The organism is Armatimonadota bacterium (assembly GCA_031081675.1).
GTDB classification, from domain to species: Bacteria; Sysuimicrobiota; Sysuimicrobiia; order Sysuimicrobiales; family Kaftiobacteriaceae; genus Calidihabitans; species Calidihabitans tengchongensis.
This window is the reverse complement of sequence record JAVHLZ010000026.1, coordinates 1-24,172: the sequence shown is the minus strand read 5'-3', so window position 1 is coordinate 24,172 and position 24,172 is coordinate 1. Positions and strand designations below refer to the sequence as shown.

The following is a 24,172-nucleotide window of genomic DNA, read 5'->3' as shown; positions in this document are numbered from 1 at the left end:
GTCAGCCTCCCGGGGCCAGGGTCACCGAGGCGCCGTGGGCCCGTCGGACATCCAGGTTCATCGCGTGGGACTGGGCGGCCTGCAGGACGACCCCGATCACGCCCTCGCCACGCCGGGCCAGCTCCTCCCGCAGCGGGTGGGTCCGCCCCCGCGCGGCCACCACGCGGATGCGGGCCGACCCCAGCCGGAACTCGGCGGCCAGGGTATCCGGGATCGGCGCCACCGCGTCAAACGGCTCGCGGCCCAGCAGCTGCCCGTAGGCGTCCACCGCGCGGCCGAAGGCGGCGGCGGCTACGGTCACGGTCTGAATACCCGTGGCCCCGTTCGGGTGCGCCGGCGCCGGGGGGACCCGCAGCGACCGGGGCGTGCGGTCCGCGATCACAAACGGCAGCGCGGGTTCGGAGGGATACGCCACCGACCAGGCCAGGCGGATCCCGTCCGGCCGCATCCGCCCTCCTTCCTCTCTCTGCCACCGGACGGATCCCGTCTGCGAGGAGACGACCCCCTCCAGCGACGTGCAGGAGAGGGCGAAGTCCACCAGCCCCTCGCCGCCCCGGATCCGCCGCACCCGCCGCCGCAGCAGGGCCGAGCCCCCCACCACCCTCGGTGCCAGCGGCGTCCCGCCCAGCAGCCGCAGCAGGCGCGCCGTCCGCGGACGCGCGGGGGACAGCAACTCCAGGTAGGTCCCGTCGGCGAACGGCACCAGCGCATTGTGCGTCACACCGCCGGCGTGCACGCCTCCCGGCACGACCACAAATCCCAGCGCCGCGTAGTCCCGCGCCGCCGCGTCCAGGTCGGCGACGAAGACCACCACGTGGTCGAGAGCGTACTGGCGCGCGTCGCTCATGACGGTCCGCTGCGGACCCGCACTCACCCCGGGGGGCGGTGGGGACCTTCGACACCGTCCGCGCAGCCTCCCCCCGCCTCCAGGAACCACTCCCGGCGGCGGGGAACAGGTGCGTTCGGACAGGTCTAGCCGCCGGCAGGCCGGGCACAGTGATGGAGCGACGACGCCCCAACCGCGGGATGCGATGAGACACCGTACCCTGAGCCCGCTTGCCCTGGCCGCCGTCTTCGTCGCCGCCTGCGCCGGAGGCCCGGGCCGGCCGTCCGGGTCCCGGCCGGCCCCTCTGCCGGCGCGCTGGGTGGCCGAGCCCGCGGCCGCCACCGAGAGGAGGCCATGCGCGTGGGTGGCGGTGGTGGTGGACAACGCCATCCCCGCCCGCCCTCAGGCGGGGCTGAGCCGGGCGGAGGTGGTGTACGAAGTTCCCACCGAGGCCATGATCACCCGGTACCTCGCCCTGTACTGCCGCAACAGTCCTGAGACGGTCGGCCCGGTCCGCAGCCTCCGCCTGCAGTTCCTGGACATCGCCCGCGACTACGGCGCCCCCGTCGCCCACGCCGGAGCCAGTCTGAGCGCGCTGGCGGCGGTGGCGAGGGGAGCGGGGCCCACGGTCAACCAGTTCTGGGTCCGCCAGCCGTTCATGCGGGTCCGCAGCCGGCCGATGCCCCACAACCTCTACGTCTCGGTGCCGCGACTGCGCCGGGTGGCGCCGCAGGCCCCGGCGGCGGGCCTGCCCTGGGAGACCATCCCCGTTCTGCCATCGCCGCGCTCCCAGACCGTGATCCTGCCCTACGGACCCGGATACACGGCCACGTTCGTCTACCGTCCGGAGACCGGCCGCTACCGACGCTTCGTGGGGTCCGGGCCCGATCTGGACGCCCTGACCGGGGAACCCGTGGAGGTGGGGGCGGTCCTGGTCCTCTACGCCCGGTGGTGGCAGGTCTACGAAGGACCGGTGCTGGTAGGCCGCGTGGACCTGGGCACCGGCGGGCGCCTGCAGGTCTTTGCCGGCGGGCACGCCCTGGACGGCGCCTGGCGCCGGGAGGACCGGATGATTCTCTCCGATGCGGCGGGACGACCCCTGCGCCTGCCGGAGGGACCGGTGTGGGTGGCCGTCCTGCCCCCCGACCACCCGGTCCGGGTGGTCGACGGACCCCCCTGATCCTTCCCTGCCCTACCCGCCGTCCATTCCGGTTTGGCGGCGCTGGACCTTGCCACGGCACGAAAGTTGCTCCAGGGTGGGGCGGGACAGCGCCATGACGATCCTGGAAGAACTGAAGGAGTTCGAGAACCTGGAGCAGCTGCAGGCGCTGTTTCGGGACCCCCGCGGCCAGGACCGGCTGTGCCGTCTGGGCGTCCGCACGGCGCTGGTGGCCACCTGGGACGGCCTGCTGATCGACTCCGTGGTCTGCGGAGACGAGCCCATGGAGCTGGAATCCCTGGCGGCCCACGCCGCGGCGGCCCTGCAGCTCTCCCACACCGGACCGGCCTCCCGCGGCCGCGTGGACGGGGTGATGGCCGAGTTCGACGACGGCGGCACCATCATCGTGGACCCCGTCGGCGACAACTCCCTGGTGGCCTTCGTCACCCGGACCCCTTCGGACGTCGCGCGCCTGCGGGCCGAACTGCGCGCGCTGGCCCATCGGCACACCGGCGCGTCGCCCAACGGCCGCCGCCTCCCGGCCACCCTGCCCGAACCCGAGCCGCCCACGCCTTCTGCGGAGGAGAGCAGGCCGGCGCCCACGCCTCCCCGTCCGGCTTCCGGTCCATCCTCCCCGCAGCTGCAGCCGTCCGCCCCCCCGCCCGCGCCGCAGGCACCGGTCCCGGTGCCCCAGGTGCCCGCTCCTGCCCGCCGGGCCACCGGCCGGCGCATCATCCTGCGGGAGGTGCGCCTGGAGGCCGTCGGGCGCGCGGCCACGGCGGCGGTTACCCTGGCCCTCAACGGCCACGCGGTGACCGGCAAGGCCGTGGGACGCAACGAGCCGGAGCAGCGCCTGTACATCGCCGCCCAGGCCACCGCCCGGGCCGTGACGGCGCTGTTGCCGGAGGGGTACGGCGTCGAGCTGGAGAAGATCATCCCGGTGGCCTCTGACGCGGACGCGACCATCCGGGCGGCCGGGGTGAAGGTGCTGTTTCTGACCCCGGCCGGGGAGGAGACCCTGCTGGGCATTGCCCGCATCGCGGGCGACGAACCGGTGGCGGCGGCCAAGACGGTCCTGTCCGCCGTCAACGGCCACATCGAGACTGTCCTGGACGGAGGCAGATCCTCCTGACCTTCCCACGGCGTCTGCCCGGCTCCCGGTCCCCGTAGACACACGTCCCCCGCAGGCCGATACTGGGTTCAGCCCGCCGCGGAGGCGACCGATGGGCGTCCGCTCCATCCGCCTGCTGGCCGCCGGCCTGGCTGCCGTCCTGCTGGCGGCTCCCGCCGGCGCCCAGGCCACGATCTCCCGGGAGTACGAGCTGGCCGTCGGGCGGGAGGTGGCGGCTACCCTCATTGCACGCCACGGGGTGGTCGCCGACGCCGGCTGGACAGCGTTTTTCACGGACCTACGCGACCGGCTGGTGCCGTTTTCCGGCCGGCCGGACGTCCCCCACCAGATCGTCATCCTGAACATCCCCGAGCCCAATGCGGCCAGCACCCCGGGGTACCTTTTCGTGACCCGGGGCATGCTCACCCTCGGCCTGGATGCCGAGGCGTGGACGTTTGTCCTCGCCCACGAAATCGCCCACACCGCGCGGCGGCATGTGGCGGCCGTCGTCGAGCGCGCGTATGCCGGCGCGCTGTTCTCCCTCCTGGTGGCCATCCTGACCGGCAGCCAGTCGGCCGCCGACGTCGCCCGCCTGCTGCTGGACCTGGCCATGCTGGGGTTTTCCCGGGAGATGGAGACCGAAGCCGACCTGGAGGCGCTGCGGATGCTGGTCGAAGCCGGGTTCCCGCCCGAGGCGGCCCCCCGCACGCTGGCCTGGTTCAACCAGGTCACCGGGCGCCGACAGGAGCGGACCCACTGGGCCGGAACCCACCCGGGATTTCTGGACCGCGTGGAGGCCCTCCGCGCCGCCTACGGCGCCTTCCCCTCCCGGGGCCTGCCGCTGCGGGTGTGGCACTACGACAGGCCCGTCGAGATGGAGGGCATCGTGGTCCGACCTCGCCGCCTGGCCGAGCTGGGCGAGGCGTGGACACTGGACTTGGCCGTGGAGAATCTCACCGATGCCCTGGCCACCGTGATGGCCGGACGGGTGGCGCTGCTGTCCGAGGACGGGGAACTGTCGATGCGCTTCCTGCGCTCCACGCTGCCGGGGGAGATCGGCCCCGGACGCCTCGTCTCCGGCCGGCTGGTCTTTGAGAAGCGATCGTCGGCCCGGCCGCGGGCCCTGCGCCTGGTGCTGCTGTTCGCCGACAGACAGCTGGACGCGGAGGTGGATCTCACGTCGGGAGGTCCCTACAACCCCTGGCCGGAGCTGCGGCCCCTGCCCGTTCCTCCCCCGCCGCCGTCAGGCTGACCCCTCATCCCGCCGGCGGCGCACCAGGGCCTCCACCTCCCGGGCGACGACCTCCACCGCAGCGTCCCGCGTGGCCGGGGTCACCTCCACCAGCCGCACGTCGGGCCGGCGGCGGACCTCGTCCAGAAACGGCAGGCGGGCAGCCTGGACGACGCCCAGCACCGGGCGGGGGCTGTCCAGGACGGCGCGCACCGCCGCGGCGAAGCGCGGGGAGCACAGCTCCATGCGCGCGATCTCGTCCACGACCACCACGTCGGCCGTCTGCAGGGCATCCCGCAGGGCGGGCACGGCCACGGCGTCGATGGCCTCCACGCTGACGCCGTAGCGTCCCACGGTATGCGGCGAGCGCAGGCGCACGTGGGCCATCACGGCCCGGCGACCGTCGGTGGTCACGATGGCAAACCCCTGGCGGCGGCCCCCCTCGCGGATCTCCTCGGTGTAGAATCCTCCGACCCGCGCCGACAGGCGCTCCACCACCGCCCGCACGACCGTGGTCTTGCCCACCCCGGGACGTCCGGTCAGCAGGATGTTCTTGGCCGACACGGCTCACCCCGCATCCGCGGCGCGGGCCGCGCGGGCGGCCCGGCGGGCCAATCGCAGAGGCTCGGGGGTCCGGGCGGCGGTGGCGGTGCGCAGGATCACCGCGGCGGCGGTCTCCGGGTCGGTGCGCCACGCGGCATGGGCGACCACCGGGCGGCTGGCGGTCCGGGTGCGTACCCAGTAGGCCACCACCTCCTCCCCGATGGTCAGGGGACTGGCGGACCCCCTGTGGGGGCCCGGCGGCGGGCCGGCCGCCATCAGCGGCCGGTCGGTGACTCCGACGGTGGGCAGGTCCAGACGTGCGCCCAGGTGCAGCGCGAGCCCGGCGCGGCGGGGGTGGTCGCGTCCGGTGGCGTTCACCAGCAGCACGTCCGGGCGGATCGGCAATGCCCGCACGGCGTCCTCCAGGGCCGGCCCCTCCCGCAGGGCCAGCAGCCCCGGGCGGTAGGGCGCGGCGGCGCGGGCGCGGACCACCACCTCGGCGAGCAGGCGTCCGTGGCGCACCACCACGGCCGCCGCCCACGCGGGGTCTCCCGCGGCACCCTCGCCCTCGTACCCGCGGGGAAAGCACACGAAGCAGCCGCCCACGGCCACCTCCTCCGCACCCATCCGCCAGGGCGGGGGCCGCAGGGCCGCCAGGCGCTCCTGCTCGCGGATCAGGTCCTCGGCGCTGGCCGGCCACGGCGTCATCCGGACCCCCTCCCCACCGCCGGGAGTCGGCTGCCTACATCGGTTGGGCGTCCAGCCAGGCCAGGACCTCGTCGGGATTGCGGTCGGGGGGGAACACGGGGTAGAAGACGTGCTCGACGCGCCCGTCCCGGACAATCAGGGTGAGCCGGCGGAGGTACGCGCGCCCGTCCACCTCAAAGGTGGGCAGCCGCAGGGCCCGGGCGAAGTCCAGCCGCGCGTCGCTGAGCAGGTCAAACGGCAGCCCCAGGCGCCGGGCGGCTTCGGCCTGCTCGTCGGGAGTCTGGGCGCTCACGCCGAGAACGCGCACGTCCCGCCGGGCGAAGTCCCCGTGGCGGTCGCGGAACGCGCACGCCTGGGGCGTGCAGCCGCGGGCCCCGGGGATCAACTCCCACCCCGTCGGCAGGGGCTCCCCGGGCCGCCCGGTGCGGGGATAGCAATAGACGACCGTACGCCCGGGCAGCGCGGCGAGGTCCACCGTGCCCCCGGCCGTGGACAGAAGCGGCACCGACGGCAGGCGCAGACCCGGCAGGTGCGCGCACGCCCCGTCGTTGACGGGAACCGGCAGATCGGCTGGCAGCCCGCTCCGAGGATCCGTCGCCATGGGTCCGGGCGGTGTGTTCCACACCGACCCGGACCCTCTCCTGCCGCACAGCGCGATCGCGGAGCGGCCGCTAGAAAGACAGCGTCAGTCCCACCACCCAGCCCGTGAACGAGCTGGTGGTGTCCGGACCTCCGGTCCAGCTGACCTGGCGCGTGACGCTGCGGTAGCCGGCGAACACCGCGGTCCGGGGTACCGGGCTGAAGACCAGAACCGCCTCCAGGTCGCTGCCGCTGCCGGTTCCTGTGAACTGCCCGCTGGCAGGGGGACTGCTGAGGGCGTAGTCGGCCTGTACGTTCACCGACGGGCTGAGCGCGTACGTCGCCCGCAGGCTGAGGGCGGGGGCGACGGCCAGGGCCAGGTCCACGCCCACCCGCACCCCCAGGTCCTGCAGGAGGATACGGTCGGACGCCGACGGCCCGGAGGCGTGGAGCACGTATCCGCCGTAGCCCGCAAACCCGCCTACGCCCACCCGGCCTGCCCCGAGCCCCACCCGCAGCAGCGCTTCACCGGCCAGGGTCTGGCCGGAGTACCCGGACAGCGACGCCCCGCCGAAGGTCAACCCGCTGACCGGGCCGTACTGCAGCGTGGTCCGCAGGCCCACCATCGGCGCCAGCCCCTGGTCAAAGCGCAGCCCCAGGACCGTGGATGTCCACGCGAACTCCCCGCCAGGGGTGCCAAAGCTCAGGGTGGCCGGCCAGACGGAGACCTGGGTGGCCGCGTGGGCGGGAGGGACCGCAGGTCCGGCCGCCACGACGACAGCTGCGACAAGGCAGACGACACGCATGATCTTCATCCGACAGCGTCCTCCTCGCGGCGTGCGGACTATCGTGCCGCCACGCTGTGTGTATGCCCGGGCGTCCGGCAGAGTACGCCCTCACCCTGCCCTCTCCCACGAGGGAGATAGGGATTGCGCCCCTGGCGGGGGCGCTCCGCCGGGCTGGCGCGCCTGGCAGGATTCGAACCTGCGACCCGCTGCTTAGAAGGCAGCCGCTCTGTCCCCTGAGCTACAGGCGCGCGCCCGGGGGTATTCTAGCACGGCGCGGGCTCCGTCCTCCGGCCCGGGGAAAAGGGCGGCCGGGCAGGGTACGGGACAGGAGGGACGGAAGTACCGGCCGGACGGGAGGGAAACCCGGGTGGGGATCTGGGGCAGGCCGGCATTCGGAGGGCTGCGGACCTGGCTGGCCGACCGCAGCGGCCGTGTCGTCCTCATCCTGGGGCTGTACGTCCTGGCGTTCGTCGCCTGGGTCGCGTGGGGCGCCGACAGGCTCCCCTACCGTGAGGCCATCGGCGACCTGGCCTTTCCGCCCATGGGCCTGGCCGCCTGGGCTCTGGCGTGGCAGGCCGGCCAGAACCGGGCGCTGCCGGGCCGGGCGCGCGCGGCCTGGCGAGTGATCGCGCTGGCCCTGCTGTCCTGGACTGCTGGCGACGTCGCGTGGGCGTATCTCGAAGTGGTCCGCGGCGTTTCCCCGTTTCCCTCCGTGGCCGACATCGGCTACCTGCTGTTCTACCCGCTGATGATGGCGGGCCTGCTGCTGTTCCCCCACGCGCCCGCCACAGCGGCCGAGCGGGCCACGTTCTGGCTGGACGCGGCGACGGTGCTGCTCGGCGGGTGGATGGTGATCTGGTACTTCGTCCTGGGCCCCATCGCGCTGTCCGCGCAGGCGTCCACCGTGGAGACCGTCCTCTCCACCGCGTACCCGATCGGCGACCTGGTGGTGATCTTCGGGGTGGCGGCGTTGCTGCTGCGCCAGCCACAGGCCGGCGACCGCACCGCTCTGGGCCTGCTGGGAGCCGCCGTCGGGGCGTTCCTGGCGGCGGACATCGGTTTTGGCTACCTCACCCTGCAGGACCGCTACCGGCCCGGGGACTGGCCGGACGCCTTGTGGATGCTGGCTTGGTGGCTGGCGGCCGCCGCCGCCGGGCATCAGGCGTGGACGGCGCGGGTGCGCCCGCCGGTGGAACGGACCGGCATCGCCCAAGCCGTCGGCATCAGTCCTCTCCCCTACCTGGCCGCCGTGCTGGGCTACATCCTGCTGTTTGTCGCCGGGCGGTACGCGACCCCCTACCCCCTGGGGGGGTTGCTGTACGCCGCCATTGCCCTGACCGGGGTGGTACTGATCCGCCAGCTGACGGTGATGGGTGAGAACCTGCGGCTCCTGGGCAGCCTGCGGGAGCTGGCCACCACCGATAGCCTCACGGGGCTGCTGAACCGGCGGGCGTTCTTCGACCTGGCGGAGAGGGAGTTCGCCCGCTACCAGCGCTACCGCCACCCGCTGTGTGCGGTGATGGTGGATGTGGACAACTTCAAAGACCTCAACGACCGCTACGGGCACCTGGCCGGGGACGAGATCCTCCAGCACGTCGCCCGCCAGATCCGGCAGGAGCTGCGGCGGGTGGACGTAGCCGCCCGGTTCGGGGGCGACGAGCTGGTCCTGCTGCTGCCCGAGACCGGCATCGACGACGCCCTGCGGGTCGTCAGCCGGCTGCGGCATGCGGTGGCCGAGATGCGCCTCTCGTTCGGCGAGCACCTGCTGCGAACCAGCATCAGCGCCGGGGTCGCCTCCGCCGACGGGTGCCCGTCCCTCGAAGCGCTGCTGCAGCGCGCCGACCTGGCCCTCTACCAGGCCAAGCAGGCCGGTCGCGACCAGGTCCGGGTCTTTGAGGGGACGTCCGGACGCGCCCCGTAGCAGGTCACCCGGCGGATTCGTGCTGCCGACGGCCGGGCGAAGGGGCGTCTCAGACGCGATGCACGGTGGCGAGGGACAGCCCGACGGCGGCCACCAGCAGCAGGGCGGCCGCCCCGGCGGCCAGGGCGGTCACTTCTGTGGGGCGCGCTTCCCATCCGATCGCGCGGCTCAGGCGCCGGTACACGCGGCGCAGTTCGGCCGCCGACCGGGCGTGGTAGTAGGCGCCCCCGGTGATCTCCGCCATCTCCCGCAGGGTGTCTTCGTCCAGCCGCACCCAGATGGCCCGCCCGCCCAGGTTCAGAAACGTTCCCTCGGGCGTGCCGATCCCCACGGTGTACACGGTCACGCCCTGTTCCCGGGCGATGCGGGCAGCGTCCTGGGGCGGGACCCCGCGGTTGCTCTGGCCGTCGGAGAGCAGGACCACGGTCCCCGGCGGCGCCCCCTCCGCCGGCGGAGGAGGCGGCTGGAACGGCGACGCGGGGCGCTGGCGGCCCGGCAGGGCGTACACCGCCTCCACCAGCCCGTCGCCGATGGCGGTGGCGAACTCGGTGGACAGCATCTCGATGGCCTGCACCACCCGGCCGCGGTCGGCGGTGGGAGGCACCAGCAGGGTGGCGTAGCTGCTGAAGGTCACCACCCCCACCTTCAGCCCCCGCGGCAGGCCCAGCACGAACTCCCGGGCGGCCGCCTTGGCCGCCTCCATCCGGGTGGGCGGCAGGTCGTCGGCCAGCATGCTGCGGCTGACGTCGATGGAGAGCACCACGGTGGTCTGCACCGCCGGCACCGGCAGGGGCGCCACGGGGCGCGCCAGGGCCAGGATCACCGCCGCCAGGCTGGCCCCCACCAGGGCGGCCGGCAGGTGGCGCCGCCACCGCCCGGCCGCTGCCGCGCGGGCCACCAGGGAGACCCGGGTGTACGCCACGGGGTTCCGGGGCGGCCGGCGCAGCGCGGCCGCATATGCGGCGGCCAGCGCCGGCAGAGCCAGCAGGCCCACCAGCATGACCGGCCACTGCCAGGTCATCGGATCCTCCGCGGCAGGGCGGCGCTCACGGCACCCTCCTGAACCACAGCAGCGACAGCGACGCGCCGGTCAGGATCAGCAGGCCCGCCAGCCCGGCCAGGGGTGAGGTGATCTCGGTCCGCCGGCGCTCCCATCCGATGGCGCGGCCCAGCTGGCGCGCGGCCTGGCGCAGCTCGTCCTGCTGGGTGACCTCCAGGTAGCGGCCTCCCGTCAGCTGGGCGATCTGCTGCAGCAGCGTCGGGTCAAAGGGCACCAGGACCAGCTGGCCGTCCACCTCCATCACGCTGCCCCCCGGCGTCCCCACCCCCACCGCATAGATTTTCACGTGTGCGTCCAGCGCCAGACGCGCTGCCACGGCGGGGTCCACGCCCAGGTTGCTGACGCCGTCAGACAGGATCACCACCGCTGCGGGCGGCAGGTCAGATGGGGCGGGTGCGGCGGCGGGCGGCGGCTGGGGGCGCGGGCCGAACGGCTGCGCCAGGGCCGCCAGGCGGTCGCCCAGCGCCTCAGCGCGGCCCGGCAGGATCCGCAGGGCCTCCACGATGGCGCCGCCCACGCCGGTGGCCTGCAGGACCTTCAGCCCCGCCAGCGCCTCCTGCACGGCCTGGCGATCGGTGGTGGGAGGCACCAGGACCTGGGCGTAGTCGCTGAAGGCGATCAGCCCCACGCGGGCGGACCCCGGCACCGCCTGCAGGACCTCCAGCGCCGCCCGCTGCGCGGCCTGCAGGCGGTTGGGGCGCACGTCCTCCCCGATCATGCTCTTGCTGACGTCGACGGCCAGGACCAGCGCCGCGCGGTTGGTGGGCAGCGGCACGGTCGCAGACGGCCGGGCCATGGCGAAGGTCAGCAGGGCCACGGCGGCCAGGTAGCATCCCGCCGGGAGGTGCCGCCGCACCGCCGGCGGCCGCTGCCACAGGGCCCCGAGCAGGTGCGGATCGGCCAGGGCGGCTTCGGCGCGCCCGCGCAGGCGCTGGGCGCGCAGGTACGCGGCCAGCAGCGCCGGCGCCGCCAGCAGTCCCCACAGCATCACCGGCCAGCCAAACTCCACCGCCGCCTCCGCTTGCGCAGGGTCACAAACCGCAACAGCGGCCCCAGCAGCGGCTCCGCCGTGGACAGGCTCAGGACGTCCACCGCCGAGCGCGCCAGGGCCTGACGGATCCGTTCCCGTTCCCGGGCCGCCAGGTCCCGGTACGCCTGCCGCACCCGGGGATCCGAAGTGTTCACCCACACCTGCTCGCCTGTCTCGGGATCCCGCACGTACACCCCGCCCACGTCCGGCAGGTCCTGCTCGGCCGGATCGGTCACCCACACGGCGACGACGTCGTGGCGGGCCGCCAGCTGCCCCAGGGGGCGATCCCACCCGTCATCGCCCTGGAAGTCGGAGATGATGAACACCAGGCTGCGCCGGCGCAGCGCCCGGGCCGCCTGGGCGAGACCGTCCGCCAGCTGCCCGGGGCGCGGCGCGGCGCGGCCGAGGGTGTGCAGGATGCGCAGGGCGTGCGCCCGTCCGCCCCGCGGCGGCACGTAGACGTCGCGGCCGGGGAAACCCATCAGGCCGACCTTGTCCCCGTGGCGGGTGACGATGTAGGCGGCCACCCCGGCGAACTCGGCGGCCGTCTGCCGCTTGAGCTGGCGCCGGGTGCCGAAGGCCATCGAGGGGGAGAGGTCCACCAGCAGCCAGCTGGTCAGTTCCCGCTCCTCCCGGTACTGGCGGACGAACAGCCGGTGCATCCGGGCGGTGACGTTCCAGTCGATCCGGCGCACCTCATCCCCCGGCTGGTACTCGCGCACCTCGGCCAGGTCGAGGCTGGGGCCGTAGAACACGCCCGTGTAGTCGCCGAACAGGAAGCCGTCCAGCCGCCGGACGACGGTGAACTCCAGCCGCCGCAGGATCCGCTCGGGGGTCTCCATCATGGCTCAGATGCGTCCCGCCCGGCGACTCCCGCGGGCGCCTCCCCGGATCAGGACGGCCCGGCGCGGGCGGTCTCGTAGGGGTCGCCGATGTGCACCCGCGGCGGCGGGATGTGGTCGAGAACCCGGGTCACGATGTGGTCGCCGGTGATGCCCTGGGCCAGAGCCTCGTAGGAGAGAACCAGCCGGTGCCGCATCACCTCGGGCGCGATGTCCCGGACATCCTCGGGCAGCACGTACTCCCGCCCCCGGATCAGCGCCAGGGCCTTGGCGCCCACGATCATGTTCAGCGACGCCCGCGGGCTGCTGCCGTAGGAGATGTAGGGCGCCAGGTCCGCCAGCCCGTAGTCCCGGGGCCGGCGGGTGGCGGTGCTGAGGGTCACCGCGTACTCCATCAGACGCGGGTGAACGTAGACGGCATCCGCCAGGCGCTGCAGCTCCAGCAGGTCCTGGGCGTGGATCACCGTCTCCACCTCGGGCGGGCGCACCGCCATCCGGTCCACGATGGTGACCTCTTCCAGGGTGTCGGGGTAGCCGATCACCACCTTGAACATGAACCGGTCCACCTGGGCCTCGGGCAGCGGATAGGTGCCCTCGCTCTCGATGGGGTTCTGGGTGGCCAGGACCAGGAAGGGATCCGGCAGGGGAAACGTCTGCCTCCCGATGGTGACCTGCCGCTCCTGCATGGCCTCCAGCAGCGCCGACTGGACCTTGGCCGGCGCCCGGTTGATCTCGTCGGCCAGGACCAGGTTGGCGAAGACCGGCCCCAGTTCCGTCTCGAAGGTGCCCGTGTGCTGGTTGTAGATGCGGGTGCCGATCAGGTCGGCGGGCACCAGGTCGGGGGTGAACTGGATGCGCTTGAACTGGCAGTCGATGACCCGGGCGGTGGTCTTGACGGCCAGCGTCTTGGCCAGGCCCGGCACGCCCTCGATGAGGATGTGGCCGCGGGCCAGCAGCGCCACCAGGATGCGCTCCAGCATCAGGTCCTGCCCCACGATCACCTTCTTGATCTCCATCAGGACCCGGCGCATGGTGGCCGACGCCTGTTGGACCGCCTCGACGGACAGCGTCACGGGGGGTCCCTCCCGGTCGCGTGTTGGCTGCATCCTACACCCCGCTTTGCGCGGCGGTCAAGCCACGGTCTACAGGGCCGGCCGCTCGGCCAGGATCACCGTGGTGGTCACCCGCTGGCCGTCGCGGACGATCTCCAGGGTGACCGCGTCGCCCACGCGGCGGCCCAGCACGTAGGCGGCCAGGGACCCGAACGAGGCCACCGGCTGGCCGTCGATGGCGACGATCACGTCGCCGTCCCGGGGAACGTCCCGGCCGGACGCCCCCCGCAGCCCGGCGACAGAGGCCGGGCCGCCGGCAACCACCTCCAGGACCAGCACCCCCGAGGTGACCGGCAGGCCCAGCTGCGCCGCCAGCTCGGGTGTCAGGGTCCGGCCGACGATCCCCAGCCAGGGGTGGCGCACCTCTCCCGCCAGCAGCCCGTCCCACACGGAGCGCACGGCGTCCGCCGCCAGCGACAGGCTGAGCTGGCCGTTGCGGGTGAGGGCGACGATCACCCCCACCACCTCTCCCCGGGTCGTCACCAGGGCACCCCCGGAGTCGCCGGGGTAGACGATGGCGGTGGAGACCAGGTAAGGCGCGCCCGGCCGGATCTCCCGGTCCACGTGGAGGAACACGCCCGCGGTGGCTCCCTCCCGCCGCCGCGGAGAGCGCCCCAGGGCAACGACGGTGTCGCCCGGAGCCAGGGACGCCGACGACCCCAGGGCGGCCGCCGCCACCCGGTCCACAGGCTGCACACGCACCAGGGCCGCATCGTACACCCGGTCCACCCCCACCACCGTCGCCGGCAGCGCCCTCCCGTCGGGCCACCGCACCTCCAGAGCCGCCGCTCCGTCCACCACGTGGTGGGCTGTGAGGATGAGCCCGGCGGGATCCACCACGATGCCGGATCCCGAGCCGTGGACCGTGCGGGCGCCGCTGCGGTACTCAGCGCCGATCAGGACCACCGCCCGATCGACGGCCTCCACCCCGGGCGTGAGAACGTCCTGGGCACCGGAGGGCACCGCCAGCGCCAGGAGGCCGGCGACCACCAGAGCGGCGGGCACGCGCGTGGACATCGCTGGTCTGTTCCGTACCCGCGGCGCACCGCCGGCAGGCCGGGGGCGTGCGGAACCCGCGGTCATCGTGGAACCTGGATGTGAAGGGCCTGTGAAGACCACCTTCATGTCGGCTTTACAGGGCGCCGGTACGGTCATCCCGCCGGACACACCGGCAGCCGGCGCGGCGCCTGCCCCGGCCGTGGTCCCCCCACCGCTGGCCCGGTGGTGATCCTGGTGACCGCGCCGGCTCCTGCTGGGCATAATAAAACCACACATGCGCGCTTTCCTCCGGACCGGCCTGTGGGTCCTCCTGCTGTCCGCCGTCCTGGCGGCCGCCGCCAGCGCCCAGGCGCCCGATGCCGGCGTGCGCGCCCTGGCCCACGTGCGGGCTCTGGCGGCCCTCGGCCCGCGGGTGGCCGGCAGCCTCGCCGACCGGCAGGCCGCCGACTACATCGGCGCCCGGCTGCGCGACCTCGGATACGAGGTGACCCTGCAGGCGTTTGCCTTCCCCTACTTCGAGACCCGCCGCGTCAGCCTGGAGGTGGTAAGCCCCCAGAGGGTCCCGGTGGAGGCGCGGGCCCTGCTGTACTCGTCCCCGACCTCCGGCGTCCTGACCGCGGAGGTGGTGGCGGCCGGCCGCGGGACGCCCCAGGACGTGGGCGACATCATCAGGGGGAAGATCGCGCTGGTGGAACGCGGGGGGCTGCGCTTCGCCGACAAGGTCGCCAACGCCGCCCGGGCCGGTGCCCTGGCCGTGGTGGTGTACAACAACGAACCCGGTGTGGTGGTGGGAACGTTGCTGGAACCCTCGGCCATCCCGGCGGTGATCATCTCCCAGGCCGACGGCCGGCGGGTGCTGGAGTGGCTGCGGTCCGGGCCCGTCGTCGTCGCCCTGCTGGTGGACACGGTCAACGAACAGCGCCAGTCCGCCAACGTGGTCGGCAGCCTGCCGGGGGCGTCAGGCCGCCGCCTGGTGGTGGGGGGACATTACGACTCGGTGGAGGGCAGCCCCGGAGCCAACGACAACGCTTCCGGGGTGGCGGCGGCCCTGGAGGTGGCCCGGCTGCTGCGGGACGATCCTCCTCCGCTCCCGGTCGAGATCGTGGCGTTCGGGGCGGAGGAACTGGGCCTGTACGGCTCGCGCCACTACGCCCGCAGTCCGCGGCTGGCGTCGGTGGCGGGCATGGTCAACCTGGACATGGTCGGCGTGGGGGAGCGGCTGCTGGTCGGCAACACCACCGGCGACACGCGCCTGGTGGACGCCGCGGTGGACGCGGCCCGCCGGCTGGGCATCCCGGTCACCCGGACCCGGCTGGGGGCCAGCGACCACACGGCCTTCGAGGCCGCCGGAGTGCCGGCGGTGTTCCTGCACTGGACCGATGACCCCCGGTATCACTCGCCCCAGGACACGCCGGAACACATTCAGCCCGACCGTCTGGACGCCGTGATCCGCATCGCGGTGGCCGTGGCCCACTCCCGGGCCGTGGGCGGACCGCTGCCGACGGTGCCGCAGCCGTCGGCCGAACTGGCGGCCGCGGTCCGTTGAGCGGGCCGGGCGGCGGGAGCCGGGAGGTGGAGATGTCCAGATACATGCGCGCGGCCGGGACGATGATGCTGGTCCTGGTGGCTGCCACCCCGGCGCCGGGCCACCACGGGTGGAGCCAGTATGACGACTCGCAGACCCTGACCCTCGTGGGCGTCGTGCGGGAGGCGACCTTCGAACACCCCCATGCCGTCCTCCGGCTCGAGGCCGCAGCCCGGGTGTGGACGGTCATTCTGCCTCCTCCCCCCCGGGCCGCCCGGCTGGGGCTGACCGCCCGGACGCTGCGGGCCGGCCAGACCGTGACGGTGGTGGCGCACCCCCACCGCGTCACACCCGACGAGGTCCGGGCTCTGCGCCTCACTGTGGGGGAGACCACCATCTCGCTGCGATGACCCCTCCGGGCCCGGAGTGGCTGGTGTGGCTGGAGCACTCGGCCGCAGCGGTGTTCATGCGCCGGGCGCTGTGGGCTTACCCCGCGGCGGAGATCGTGCACCTGGTGGGCGTCGTGCTGCTGGTGGGTCCGGCGGTCATGTTTGACCTGCGTCTGCTGGGCCTGTCCGCGCACCTGCCGGCGACGGCGCTGGCGCGCCACCTGCTTCCGTGGTCTCGCCGGGGACTGGCCCTGGTGGCGCTGTCGGGCGCGGCCCTGTTCGTCTCCCACGCCCCCGAGTGGGCCGCCAGCCCGGCCTTCCGCCTGAAGATGGCCGCGGTGACCGCGGCGGGGCTCAACGCGCTGGTCTTCCACCGCCGGGCGTTCCGCACGGCCATCCGGTGGGATGCGGCCACCCGACCACCCCGGGCCGCCCGGGTGGCGGCGGTGCTCTCCCTGCTTCTGTGGGGGACGGCCATCGCGTGTGGCCGGCTGATGGCCTACGTGTGACCGAGCCCGCATCCGGCGGCGTTACCCCGTGCGCCAGACGCGGCCTTCCCGGGCCAGGAGGGCGTCCGCCTCCGCCGGCCCCGTCGAGCCGGCGGGGTAGTTGGGGAAGTCCTGGGGCGGGTGCTCCGCCCAGTGGCGGAGCAGGGGGTCCACGATGGCCCACTGCAGTTCCACCTCGTCCCGGCGCGGGAACAACGTCTGCACCCCCCGCAGGGCGTCCAGAATCAGGTGCTCGTAGGCCGGGTGCTCGGCCTCGCCGAACTCCCGGTAGGAGAACCTGAGCTGGACCGAGCGGATCTGCTGGCGGTGGCCGGGGACCCGGGCGGCGAAGCGCAGGGTGATGCGCTCGTCCTCGGCGGTGTGGAGGACCAGCACGTTGTTGTCCATCTCCGCCATGTCGTAGTCCCGGAACAGGCGCAGAGGCGGCTGGCGGAAGACCACCACGACCTCGGTGTCCTTGCGGTTGAGGCGCTTGCCGGCCCGCAGGTAGAAGGGCACGTCCGCCCACCGCCAGTTGTCGATCTGCAGGCGCATGGCGGCATAGGTAGGTGTCGTCGAGGCCGGGTCCACCCCCTCCTCCTCCCGGTAGGCCGGGACCGGCCGGCCCCGGATCATCCCGCGGCCGTACTGGCCCCGCACCGCGTGCTCGGGCCGGACCGGCGGGATGGCCCGGAATACCTTGGCCTTCTCGTTGCGGAACCCGTCGGCGTCGAAGGCCACCGGCGGCTCCATGGCGATGATGGCCAGCAGTTGCAGCACGTGGTTCTGCACCACGTCCCGGACGACCCCGACCTCCTCGTAAAATCGCCCGCGGCCGCCCACCCCGATCTCTTCGACGAAGGAGATCTGCACGTGGTCCACGTACCGCCGGTTCCACACGGGCTCGAAGATGGTGTTGGCGAATCGGAAGACCAGCATGTTCTGCACGGTCTCCTTGCCCAGGTAGTGGTCGATGCGGAAGACCGCCTCTTCGCCGATGAAGCGGTCCACCAGGGCGTTGAGGCGACGGGCCGATGCCTCGTCCGCGCCGAAGGGTTTCTCGATCACGACCCGGGTCCAGGGCCGGCGGCTGCCGTACCGCACCAGCTCGCTGTGGCCCAGGTGGGCGAGGATGGCCTCGTAGGTGGACGGAGGGGCCGCGATGTAGAACAGCCGGTTGCCTCCGGTCTGGAAACGCTCCTCGACCGCGGCCAGCGTGCGGGCCAATCGGGCGTAGTCGGCCTCCCGGGTGGAGTCGGCGGACACGAACACCAGCCGCTCGGCGAACTCCTGCCACCGCTCGGCGTCGGGAGGTGCCCCGGTCGCCGCCACCCCGTCCCGGGCGAAAGCGCGGAACTGATCGTCGGTCATCGCCCGCCGCGACATCCCCACCACGGCCAGCGAGCGGGAGAGGGCACCTTCGGTGAACAGCCGGTACAGCGCCGGCAGCAGCAGGCGCTGGGAGAGGTCCCCGGTGGCGCCGATGATTACGAACGCCACCGGATCCATGGCGGCGGTCTCTCTCATGGACATCCGCCGGATCCCGCCGGGTGGCGCGGAGAAGCCGCGCCCGGTTTGACCCCCCCGAACGGCCGTGCTACCATCGCGGTGAACCGGGGCGTGGCGCAGCGGTCAGCGCGCGTGGTTTGGGACCACGAGGTCGCCGGTTCAAATCCGGCCGCCCCGACCACCTCCTTCGTCAGGATTCGGGCGCGGGCTGACCGGCGGACGCCGGACGGGGGGCTGCCTTGCCGGCGGCCTCCCGGGCCAGCTCGGTGGTGCGCGGCGGGCGCCGGTGGTGCTGTCCCAGGAAGTCGCTGGCCAGGTAGCGTTCCAGCAGGTCGACGATCTGGGCCTCGCGCTGGGCGTTGCCGGCCCGGGCATCGGCCACCCACGTCTTGTCCACCCGGTACGTGCGGAGCTGGCCGCCGTGGGCGAAGTGGACCAAAAAGTGCCTCATGGAGTCTTCCAGGACCACGATGTGTACCCGCAGGCCCAGGCGGGCGGCCGCGGCGCGGGCGCGCTCCAGCACCCACCCGCGCCTCTCGTCGGGCAGCTGACCCGGCCCCATCCCCAGCGTCTCCGCCACCGTCTTGCCCTTGAGGGGATTGGGATCCAGCAGCGGCGGACGGGCGGCCAGCTGGCTGCGCCGCTTGCGAACCGTCTCCATCAGCGACTCCCACAGGTCCATCCCCGCCACCACCGCCGCGAACAGGTAGAACAACAGGACGGCGAACGTCAGGGACCAGTAGCGAAAGAACTCCTTCAGGGCCGGCGGCATCCAGGTAGCTCCCGGGCGGTTCGGTATGGTTATCCCGGGGGGTGAAATTGGCGGTTGGCCGGCGGGCTCCTCCCCTGCGCCGCGGCCAGCCGCCCCGCGGGCCCCGATCGGGACGCCCCGGCTCCCGCGCGGAGCGGCCCGCCCGACCGCGCCCTCGTCTGGGAAACCCCCGCCGGGAAGGGTATAATACCCCTACGCCATCCGCCGTCTGACAGCAGAACGCGGTGACCGGAGGGACCGCCGATGCGCCCGATCTGGAAGGGCCACCTGACCTTCGGGCTGGTGACCATCCCCGTCCGGCTCTATACCGCCACCGAGCCCAAGGACGTCCGCTTCCGGCTCCTGCACCGCAGCTGCCTGACCCCCATTCAGAACCGCCGGTACTGTCCACACCACGACCAGCTGGTGGAGTGGAACGACGTCGTCCGCGGCTACGAGTACGCCAAGGGCCGGTTCGTGCCGGTGACCGACGAGGATCTGGAGAGCATCCCCCTGGAGACCGCCCGGACGGTGGCCGTCACCTCCTTCGCCGATCCGTCGGAGATCGACCCTCTGTACTATGAGAAGTCCTACTACCTGGCCCCCGATGAGGGCGGCCAGAAGGCATTCCGCCTGCTCCACGACGCCCTCGTGGACACCGGGCGGGTGGCCGTGGGCAAGGTCGTCATCAAGGACAAGGAGCACCTGGTGGCCGTGCGCCCCTACGACGGAGCCCTGGTGATGACCACCCTGTACTACGCCGACGAGGTGCGCAGGGTGGCGGACATCCCCGACCTGCCGGTCCAGGTCAAGATCCACCCCAACGAGAAGAAGATGGCCCTTCAGCTCATCGAGGGCCTGGCGGCGCCGTTCTCGTCCGCCGAGTACCGCGACGAGTACCGGGAGGCGCTGCAGAAGCTGATCGCGGCCAAGGTGGAAGGGCAGCCGGTGGCCGCCCCGGCCGCCCGGGGCCCGGAGAAGGTGGTGGACCTGATGGAGGCCCTGCGCCGCAGCCTGCAGCTGACCCGGCGGGAGAAACCGGCGGCCCGCCGCCCCCGCTCGACGGCCGCCCGCGCCGCGGCCCTGCGGGAACGGCACCGATGACCGCGCCCTGAGGTTGAGCGGCGGTGAAAGTTGAAGGTTGAAGGTCACAGGAGACGGCCTGTCACGGCCTTCAGCCTTCAACGCTTTCCCTATGCCGCGCGCGTTCGTGGGGACCTCCGGCTTCAGCTATCCCGAGTGGCGGGGGTCGTTCTACCCCGCCGGCCTGCCGGTCGGGGAGATGCTGGCCCACTACGCCCGGACCTTTTCCACGGTGGAGATCAACAACACCTTCTACCGCTACCCGACCGCGGCCACCCTCGCCCGGTGGGCGGAGGCGGTGCCGCCCGAGTTCCGCTTCGCGGTCAAGGCCCACCGGCGCATCACCCACCTCAAACGCCTGGCCGACGTGGACGGCGACCTGGCGTTTTTGTCCGAGCGATTGCGGGCGCTGGGGGACCGGCGTGGCCCCGTCCTGTTCCAGCTGCCGCCGTCGCTGCGGTACGATCGGGGCCTGCTCACCGCCTTCCTGGGCGCGCTGCGGCCCGGCGCGCCGGCGGTCCTGGAGGTCCGCCACCCCAGCTGGCAGGATCCGGCCGTCTACCGCCTGCTGGATGCCGCAGGGGTGTCGCTGTGCGTGGCGGAGACCGATGAGCAGCCCGCGCATCGGGAGGTGGTGGGCCCGGTGAGCTATCTCCGGCTGCACCGCTCGCGGTACGCCGGGGACGACCTGCGCCGGTGGGCGGACTGGATCCGCCAGCGGCTGGCCGAGGGGCGCGACGTCTACGCCTACTTCACCCACGAAGAGGGCGCCCCGGCGCCGCAGTACGCCCGCACCCTGGCCCGGCTGATCGGCGCCTCGCCCGCGCCCTGATCGGTCCCGAACCCCCGAGGACCCGGGGATGGTACAGTAGGACTGGCGCCGTCTCCACCGATCGGGAGCGCGCGACCCTGGACCGTGAGCCTGGACGAGTACGTCCGCAAGCGCCGCTTCCCCCACACCCCCGAACCCCCGGGGGTGCCCGTCCCCCGGCGCAGGCCGGGACCCCTGCGGTTCGTGGTGCAGGAGCACCATGCCACCCGCCGCCACTGGGACTTCCGTCTGGAGATGGGTGGGGTCTTGAAGTCGTGGGCCCTGCCCAAAGGACCGTCCCTGGATCCCTCGCACCGCCGCCTCGCCGTCCCGGTGGAAGATCATCCGGCGGAGTATCTGGAATTTGAAGGCGTGATCCCCGACGGGCACTACGGCGCCGGCCCGGTCCTGGTGTGGGACCTGGGCACCTACGAGGTCCGCGAGGGCGACCCCGAGGGGGCCTACCAGGCCGGCAAGCTGACCCTTCTGCTGCACGGGCGGAGGCTGCGGGGCGAGTTTCACCTGGTCCGGACTCGCCTGGGGGGCCAGACCCAGTGGCTGCTGATGAAGGCCGCCGACGCCCACGCCGTTGCCGGATGGAGGCTGCCCGACCCGGCGACCTCGGTCACCAGCGGGCGCACCATTGACCAGATCCGGGCCGACTCCGGCGTGCGGTGGTCGGCTGCGCGCCGATCCCGGACCGGGGCCCCATCGGCGGACCGGGAGCCCCGCCGGGCGGCGATCCCGCGCCGGCTGCATGCCGTCCTCCGGCGCCTGGGCCTGGACCGACCCGGACCCGACTCCCCGCCGGAGTCCATCCGGCCGATGCTGGCCACGGCCGCGCGGAACCCGTTTGACGATCCGCGGTGGCTGTTCGAGATCAAGTGGGACGGCGTCCGCGTTCTGGCCACCGTCCGCACCCGCGGTCCGCGACGGGAGGTGACGCTGCGCAGCCGCGGCGGCCTGGTCCTCAACCCGCAGTTCCCGGAGGTGGTGGAGGCCCTGCACGCCCAGCCCTGGCCGGATGTGGTGCTGGACGGCGAGGTGGTGGCGCTGGACGCCCGCGGTCGTCCCCGGTTTGCCCTCCTGCAGCCGCGCCTTCACGGCGGTCCCTCGGCGTCCGATGCCCCGATAGCCTACTGCGTGTTCGACGTCCTGTACATCAACGGCCACCGGCTCACCCACAGGCCCCTGTCCGAGCGCCGGCAGGTCCTGGAAGCGCTGGTACGCTCCGGGCCCGTCCTGCGCCTGTCGGAGGCGGTGGCGGCCACCGGCGTGGCCTTCTACCGGGCCGCCCAGAAGCTGGGGGTGGAGGGCATCATGGCCAAGCGGGCCGACGCCCCCTACCGTCCCGGAGAGCGCTCGGCGGCATGGGTGAAGATCAAGGTCGTCCAGCGCCTGGAGGCCGTGGTGGGAGGGTTCACCCGCGGCCGCGGCGCGCGCCAGGGCGCGTTCGGTGCGCTTCTGCTGGGGGCCTATGAGAACGGCCGCCTGCAGTACGTGGGGCGTTGCGGAAGCGGGTTCACCGACAGCCAGCTCCGCCACCTGGCCGCCCTCCTGCGCGACCGGGTGGCGCCCGCGTGTCCGTTCGATCCCCCGCCTCCGGCTCCCCCCTCCGTCACGTGGGTGCGACCCGAGCTGGTGGTGGAGGTGGAACACGCCGGGTGGACGCGGGACGGCCTGCTGCGGATGCCGGTGTTCGTCGGCCTGCGCACCGACAAGCCGGCGTCGGAGGTGTCCCTGGAGCGCCCGGCGGCCGCCCCTTCCCGCCCGCAGGCGCGACGCGGTGGCCGCCCCCGCGCCCGGCCGACGTCCCCCGGCGCCGCGCCGGCCATCCGCGGGGTGCCCGGTGTCGCCTTCACCAACCTGGACAAGGCGTTCTGGCCGGACGCGGGATACACCAAGGGCGATCTCATCCGGTACTACCGCGAGATGGCGCCCTGGATCCTCCCGCATCTGCGGGATCGGCCGCTGACCCTGCGGCGCTTTCCCGACGGGATCGCCGGTGACAGCTTCTACCAGAAGGACGTGCCCGACGCGCCCGCGTTCGTCCGCCGGGCGGCCATCTGGACCGACAGCGAGCGGCGGGTCCTGCTGGCCCCGGTGTGCAACACCGTGCGGACGCTGCTGTGGCTGGCGCAACTGGCCAACATCGAGCTGCACCCGTGGTTCAGCCGGATCACCCCCCTGGGCCGCGGTGACGGACCGCCGGCGGGGGAGGACTTCGCCTCCGGGGAGGACGCCCTGCGGGCCAGCGTCCTGGGTCGTCCCGACTACGTGGTGTTCGATCTCGACCCCTACCTGACGCCCGACGGCGGGCTTCCCCCGCCGACCGGAGGCGAGCGGGATCCGGCCTACACCCGCCGCGGGTTCGAGGCCGCCCGGGAGGCGGCACTGCTCCTGCGGGACGTGCTGGCGACCCTGGGCCTGGTGGCCTTCGTCAAGACCTCCGGCAAGACCGGCCTGCACATTTTCGTGCCGGTGGCCCGGCGCTACACCTACGAGCAGACCCACGCCTTCGCCCGCACGGTGGCCGAGTACCTGGCGGCGCGGTACCCCGACCGGCTGACCACCGCCTGGCCCGTCGAGCAGCGGGTGGGCAAGGTGTTTGTGGACTACAACCAGAACCGCCTGGGCGCCACCCTGGCCAGCGCCTACAGCCTGCGTCCCACCCCTCAGGCGACGGTGTCGTTTCCCCTGACCTGGCGGGAACTGGAGCGCGGCGTGGATCCCCTGGAGTACACCCTCGCCACCGTCCCGCAGAGGATGCGCCGGCGGCGGGATCCGTGGGCCGGAATGCGCAGGCACCGCCAGCTGCTGGAACGGAGACTTTGATCCTCCCTCGACCTGCGCGATCTCCTCAATCTACGCAATCTTCTCGATCTGCGCAATCTGATTGGGAAGATCGAGCAGATTCCAAGGATCGGGAAGATTGGCCATCAGTGACCTTCAACCTCCAACCTTCAACGCCTTTCATGAGGGCTCACGGTTCGGACGGCGTGGGGCGGCCGGTGGCCAACATCCGCAGGAACGGCCGCGCCGCGGCGATCGCCCGCGCCCGGTGGCTGATGCGGTTCTTCACCGCCGGCGGCAGCTGGGCCATGGTCTTGCCGAACTCCGGCACGAGGAAGATGGGGTCATAACCGAACCCGTGGGATCCCCGGGGGGCCGGGGCGATCTCGCCCTCGCACACCCCTTCAAAGGTCCGCACGACTCCCTCGGGCGTGGCTACCGCCACCACCGCCCGGTAGCGCGCCCGGCGGGCCTCCGGCGGCGCATTCTGGAGCATCTTCAGGATGCGGGCGTTGCGGGCGGCGTCCGAGGCCTGAGGCCCCAGAAAGCGGCGGGAGTGGGGACCGGGGCCGCCGCCCAGACCCGCGATCTCGATCCCGGAGTCATCCGCCAGCGCCACCCGCCCGGTCAGCCGCGCCACGGTCAGGGCCTTGCTGATGGCGTTTTCGGTGTACGTCTGCCCCTCTTCCGGCAGATCGGGCACCCGGGGGAAGGCGGTCAGGTCGTACACCCGCAGGGGGAGGTCCCGCAGCAGGGCCAGCATCTCGCGGACCTTGCCGGGGTTGCGGGTGGCCAGGACCACATCCAGCAGACCCCCGGCGGGGGCGGGCGATGCCGGGGAGGAGGTCCGGGCGGGCCTGCGGCGCGTGCGCGAGGGACGCGAGCGGGTCCCCACGAGGATACCGGCTCTAGCG

The 24,172-nt window shown here is 73.2% G+C and carries 23 protein-coding genes and 2 tRNA genes; 11 read left to right on the top strand and 14 right to left on the bottom strand.

What is annotated here, in order from left to right; translation table 11 throughout:
• Position 1 precedes the first annotated feature (1 nt).
• Entirely contained in the window at positions 2-847 is an 846-nt protein-coding gene (locus tag RB150_09570) for a VOC family protein (protein ID MDQ7820783.1), read from the bottom strand.
• A 184-nt stretch (positions 848-1,031) separates the two neighbouring features.
• Between RB150_09570 and RB150_09565 the strand changes: the two genes are divergently transcribed.
• The 3 genes from RB150_09565 to RB150_09555 all read left to right on the top strand — a co-directional run bounded on the left by RB150_09565 (position 1,032) and on the right by RB150_09555 (position 4,348).
• Positions 1,032-2,006, top strand: coding sequence for a DUF3048 domain-containing protein (locus RB150_09565; protein MDQ7820782.1), 975 nt, complete (start codon positions 1,032-1,034; stop codon positions 2,004-2,006).
• Between the two features lie 94 nt (positions 2,007-2,100).
• The gene (locus RB150_09560) at positions 2,101-3,117 is read left to right on the top strand and encodes a hypothetical protein (GenBank protein MDQ7820781.1); all 1,017 of its coding nucleotides are present in this window, start codon (positions 2,101-2,103) and stop codon (positions 3,115-3,117) included.
• Positions 3,118-3,208: 91 nt separating this feature from the next.
• A complete protein-coding gene (locus RB150_09555; protein ID MDQ7820780.1) occupies positions 3,209-4,348 on the top strand; it encodes a M48 family metallopeptidase in 1,140 nt (379 codons plus the stop codon).
• Here RB150_09555 and RB150_09550 read toward each other — a convergent pair.
• From RB150_09550 to RB150_09530, 5 genes are all read right to left on the bottom strand, one after another.
• On the bottom strand, positions 4,340-4,891 hold the full coding sequence (locus RB150_09550) for an NTPase (protein ID MDQ7820779.1): 552 nt from the start codon (positions 4,889-4,891) through the stop codon (positions 4,340-4,342). The genes RB150_09555 and RB150_09550 overlap by 9 nt on opposite strands.
• A 3-nt stretch (positions 4,892-4,894) precedes the next feature.
• Positions 4,895-5,578, bottom strand: a complete 684-nt coding sequence (locus tag RB150_09545) for an endonuclease V (GenBank protein MDQ7820778.1) — start codon at positions 5,576-5,578, stop codon at positions 4,895-4,897.
• 34 nt (positions 5,579-5,612) lie between these two features.
• Positions 5,613-6,179 (bottom strand): peroxiredoxin, encoded by a 567-nt coding sequence (locus RB150_09540; protein ID MDQ7820777.1) that lies wholly within the window; start codon positions 6,177-6,179, stop codon positions 5,613-5,615.
• A 70-nt stretch (positions 6,180-6,249) separates the two neighbouring features.
• Positions 6,250-6,972 carry a hypothetical protein gene (locus tag RB150_09535; GenBank protein MDQ7820776.1) on the bottom strand — a complete coding sequence of 241 codons (723 nt, stop codon included), beginning with the start codon at positions 6,970-6,972 and terminating at the stop codon, positions 6,250-6,252.
• Positions 6,973-7,117: 145 nt separating this feature from the next.
• Positions 7,118-7,193 (bottom strand) — tRNA-Arg (locus RB150_09530).
• Between the two features lie 119 nt (positions 7,194-7,312).
• On the opposite strand from RB150_09530, the gene RB150_09525 reads away from it, so the two are divergent.
• Positions 7,313-8,866 (top strand): GGDEF domain-containing protein, encoded by a 1,554-nt coding sequence (locus RB150_09525; GenBank protein MDQ7820775.1) that lies wholly within the window; start codon positions 7,313-7,315, stop codon positions 8,864-8,866.
• Between the two features lie 49 nt (positions 8,867-8,915).
• On the opposite strand, the gene RB150_09520 is transcribed toward RB150_09525, so the two are convergent.
• The 5 genes from RB150_09520 to RB150_09500 form a co-directional block, all read right to left on the bottom strand.
• Positions 8,916-9,887 (bottom strand): VWA domain-containing protein, encoded by a 972-nt coding sequence (locus RB150_09520; protein ID MDQ7820774.1) that lies wholly within the window; start codon positions 9,885-9,887, stop codon positions 8,916-8,918.
• A gap of 25 nt (positions 9,888-9,912) precedes the next feature.
• Positions 9,913-10,935, bottom strand: a complete 1,023-nt coding sequence (locus tag RB150_09515; GenBank protein MDQ7820773.1) for a VWA domain-containing protein — start codon at positions 10,933-10,935, stop codon at positions 9,913-9,915.
• Entirely contained in the window at positions 10,914-11,801 is an 888-nt protein-coding gene (locus RB150_09510) for a DUF58 domain-containing protein (protein ID MDQ7820772.1), read from the bottom strand. The genes RB150_09515 and RB150_09510 overlap by 22 nt, the downstream gene beginning before the upstream one ends.
• Positions 11,802-11,848: 47 nt before the next feature.
• Positions 11,849-12,829, bottom strand: coding sequence for an AAA family ATPase (locus RB150_09505; GenBank protein MDQ7820771.1), 981 nt, complete (start codon positions 12,827-12,829; stop codon positions 11,849-11,851).
• Positions 12,830-12,940: 111 nt separating this feature from the next.
• Positions 12,941-13,927 (bottom strand): trypsin-like peptidase domain-containing protein, encoded by a 987-nt coding sequence (locus tag RB150_09500; GenBank protein ID MDQ7820770.1) that lies wholly within the window; start codon positions 13,925-13,927, stop codon positions 12,941-12,943.
• A gap of 256 nt (positions 13,928-14,183) precedes the next feature.
• Between RB150_09500 and RB150_09495 the strand changes: the two genes are divergently transcribed.
• From RB150_09495 to RB150_09485, 3 genes are read left to right on the top strand one after another with little or no spacing between them, the layout of a single operon-like run.
• Positions 14,184-15,455, top strand: a complete 1,272-nt coding sequence (locus RB150_09495) for a M28 family metallopeptidase (GenBank protein MDQ7820769.1) — start codon at positions 14,184-14,186, stop codon at positions 15,453-15,455.
• Positions 15,456-15,487: 32 nt separating this feature from the next.
• Positions 15,488-15,844: a DUF6152 family protein gene (locus RB150_09490; GenBank protein MDQ7820768.1), complete on the top strand. Its 357-nt coding sequence runs from the start codon at positions 15,488-15,490 to the stop codon at positions 15,842-15,844.
• The gene (locus RB150_09485) at positions 15,841-16,332 is read left to right on the top strand and encodes a hypothetical protein (protein ID MDQ7820767.1); all 492 of its coding nucleotides are present in this window, start codon (positions 15,841-15,843) and stop codon (positions 16,330-16,332) included. The genes RB150_09490 and RB150_09485 overlap by 4 nt, the downstream gene beginning before the upstream one ends.
• Positions 16,333-16,353: 21 nt before the next feature.
• Here RB150_09485 and zwf read toward each other — a convergent pair whose 3' ends face one another.
• Positions 16,354-17,838 (bottom strand): glucose-6-phosphate dehydrogenase, encoded by a 1,485-nt coding sequence (gene zwf / locus RB150_09480; GenBank protein ID MDQ7820766.1) that lies wholly within the window; start codon positions 17,836-17,838, stop codon positions 16,354-16,356.
• An 87-nt stretch (positions 17,839-17,925) separates the two neighbouring features.
• On the opposite strand from zwf, the gene RB150_09475 reads away from it, so the two are divergent.
• Positions 17,926-18,001 (top strand) — tRNA-Pro (locus RB150_09475).
• Positions 18,002-18,010: 9 nt separating this feature from the next.
• On the opposite strand, the gene RB150_09470 is transcribed toward RB150_09475, so the two are convergent.
• The gene (locus RB150_09470; GenBank protein ID MDQ7820765.1) at positions 18,011-18,592 is read right to left on the bottom strand and encodes a hypothetical protein; all 582 of its coding nucleotides are present in this window, start codon (positions 18,590-18,592) and stop codon (positions 18,011-18,013) included.
• Positions 18,593-18,835: 243 nt separating this feature from the next.
• On the opposite strand from RB150_09470, the gene RB150_09465 reads away from it, so the two are divergent.
• The 3 genes from RB150_09465 to ligD all read left to right on the top strand — a co-directional run bounded on the left by RB150_09465 (position 18,836) and on the right by ligD (position 23,300).
• Positions 18,836-19,675: a Ku protein gene (locus tag RB150_09465; GenBank protein ID MDQ7820764.1), complete on the top strand. Its 840-nt coding sequence runs from the start codon at positions 18,836-18,838 to the stop codon at positions 19,673-19,675.
• A gap of 91 nt (positions 19,676-19,766) precedes the next feature.
• Positions 19,767-20,486, top strand: a complete 720-nt coding sequence (locus RB150_09460; GenBank protein ID MDQ7820763.1) for a DUF72 domain-containing protein — start codon at positions 19,767-19,769, stop codon at positions 20,484-20,486.
• A gap of 84 nt (positions 20,487-20,570) precedes the next feature.
• Complete coding sequence (ligD, locus tag RB150_09455) at positions 20,571-23,300, top strand: DNA ligase D (protein MDQ7820762.1); 2,730 nt, start codon at positions 20,571-20,573, stop codon at positions 23,298-23,300.
• A gap of 148 nt (positions 23,301-23,448) precedes the next feature.
• Here ligD and rdgB read toward each other — a convergent pair.
• Positions 23,449-24,172, bottom strand: a 724-nt coding sequence (rdgB, locus tag RB150_09450; protein ID MDQ7820761.1) for an RdgB/HAM1 family non-canonical purine NTP pyrophosphatase, incomplete at its 5' end; no start/stop codon positions are given.

Excerpts from the sequence above, each read along its gene's own strand:
- RB150_09535 (MDQ7820776.1), bottom strand. The coding sequence starts at position 6,972 with ATGAAGATCATGCGTGTCGTCTGCCTTGTCGCAGCTGTCGTCGTGGCG.
- RB150_09540 (MDQ7820777.1), bottom strand. The coding sequence starts at position 6,179 with ATGGCGACGGATCCTCGGAGCGGGCTGCCAGCCGATCTGCCGGTTCCC.
- RB150_09560 (MDQ7820781.1), top strand. The coding sequence starts at position 2,101 with ATGACGATCCTGGAAGAACTGAAGGAGTTCGAGAACCTGGAGCAGCTG.
- RB150_09470 (MDQ7820765.1), bottom strand. The coding sequence starts at position 18,592 with ATGCCGCCGGCCCTGAAGGAGTTCTTTCGCTACTGGTCCCTGACGTTC.
- RB150_09485 (MDQ7820767.1), top strand. The coding sequence starts at position 15,841 with ATGACCCCTCCGGGCCCGGAGTGGCTGGTGTGGCTGGAGCACTCGGCC.
- RB150_09555 (MDQ7820780.1), top strand. The coding sequence starts at position 3,209 with ATGGGCGTCCGCTCCATCCGCCTGCTGGCCGCCGGCCTGGCTGCCGTC.
- RB150_09565 (MDQ7820782.1), top strand. The coding sequence starts at position 1,032 with ATGAGACACCGTACCCTGAGCCCGCTTGCCCTGGCCGCCGTCTTCGTC.
- RB150_09495 (MDQ7820769.1), top strand. The coding sequence starts at position 14,184 with ATGCGCGCTTTCCTCCGGACCGGCCTGTGGGTCCTCCTGCTGTCCGCC.
- RB150_09545 (MDQ7820778.1), bottom strand. The coding sequence starts at position 5,578 with ATGACGCCGTGGCCGGCCAGCGCCGAGGACCTGATCCGCGAGCAGGAG.
- zwf (MDQ7820766.1), bottom strand. The coding sequence starts at position 17,838 with ATGAGAGAGACCGCCGCCATGGATCCGGTGGCGTTCGTAATCATCGGC.
- RB150_09570 (MDQ7820783.1), bottom strand. The coding sequence starts at position 847 with ATGAGCGACGCGCGCCAGTACGCTCTCGACCACGTGGTGGTCTTCGTC.
- RB150_09520 (MDQ7820774.1), bottom strand. The coding sequence starts at position 9,887 with ATGACCTGGCAGTGGCCGGTCATGCTGGTGGGCCTGCTGGCTCTGCCG.
- RB150_09510 (MDQ7820772.1), bottom strand. The coding sequence starts at position 11,801 with ATGATGGAGACCCCCGAGCGGATCCTGCGGCGGCTGGAGTTCACCGTC.
- RB150_09505 (MDQ7820771.1), bottom strand. The coding sequence starts at position 12,829 with ATGCGCCGGGTCCTGATGGAGATCAAGAAGGTGATCGTGGGGCAGGAC.
- RB150_09460 (MDQ7820763.1), top strand. The coding sequence starts at position 19,767 with ATGCCGCGCGCGTTCGTGGGGACCTCCGGCTTCAGCTATCCCGAGTGG.
- RB150_09490 (MDQ7820768.1), top strand. The coding sequence starts at position 15,488 with ATGTCCAGATACATGCGCGCGGCCGGGACGATGATGCTGGTCCTGGTG.
- RB150_09500 (MDQ7820770.1), bottom strand. The coding sequence starts at position 13,927 with ATGTCCACGCGCGTGCCCGCCGCTCTGGTGGTCGCCGGCCTCCTGGCG.
- RB150_09465 (MDQ7820764.1), top strand. The coding sequence starts at position 18,836 with ATGCGCCCGATCTGGAAGGGCCACCTGACCTTCGGGCTGGTGACCATC.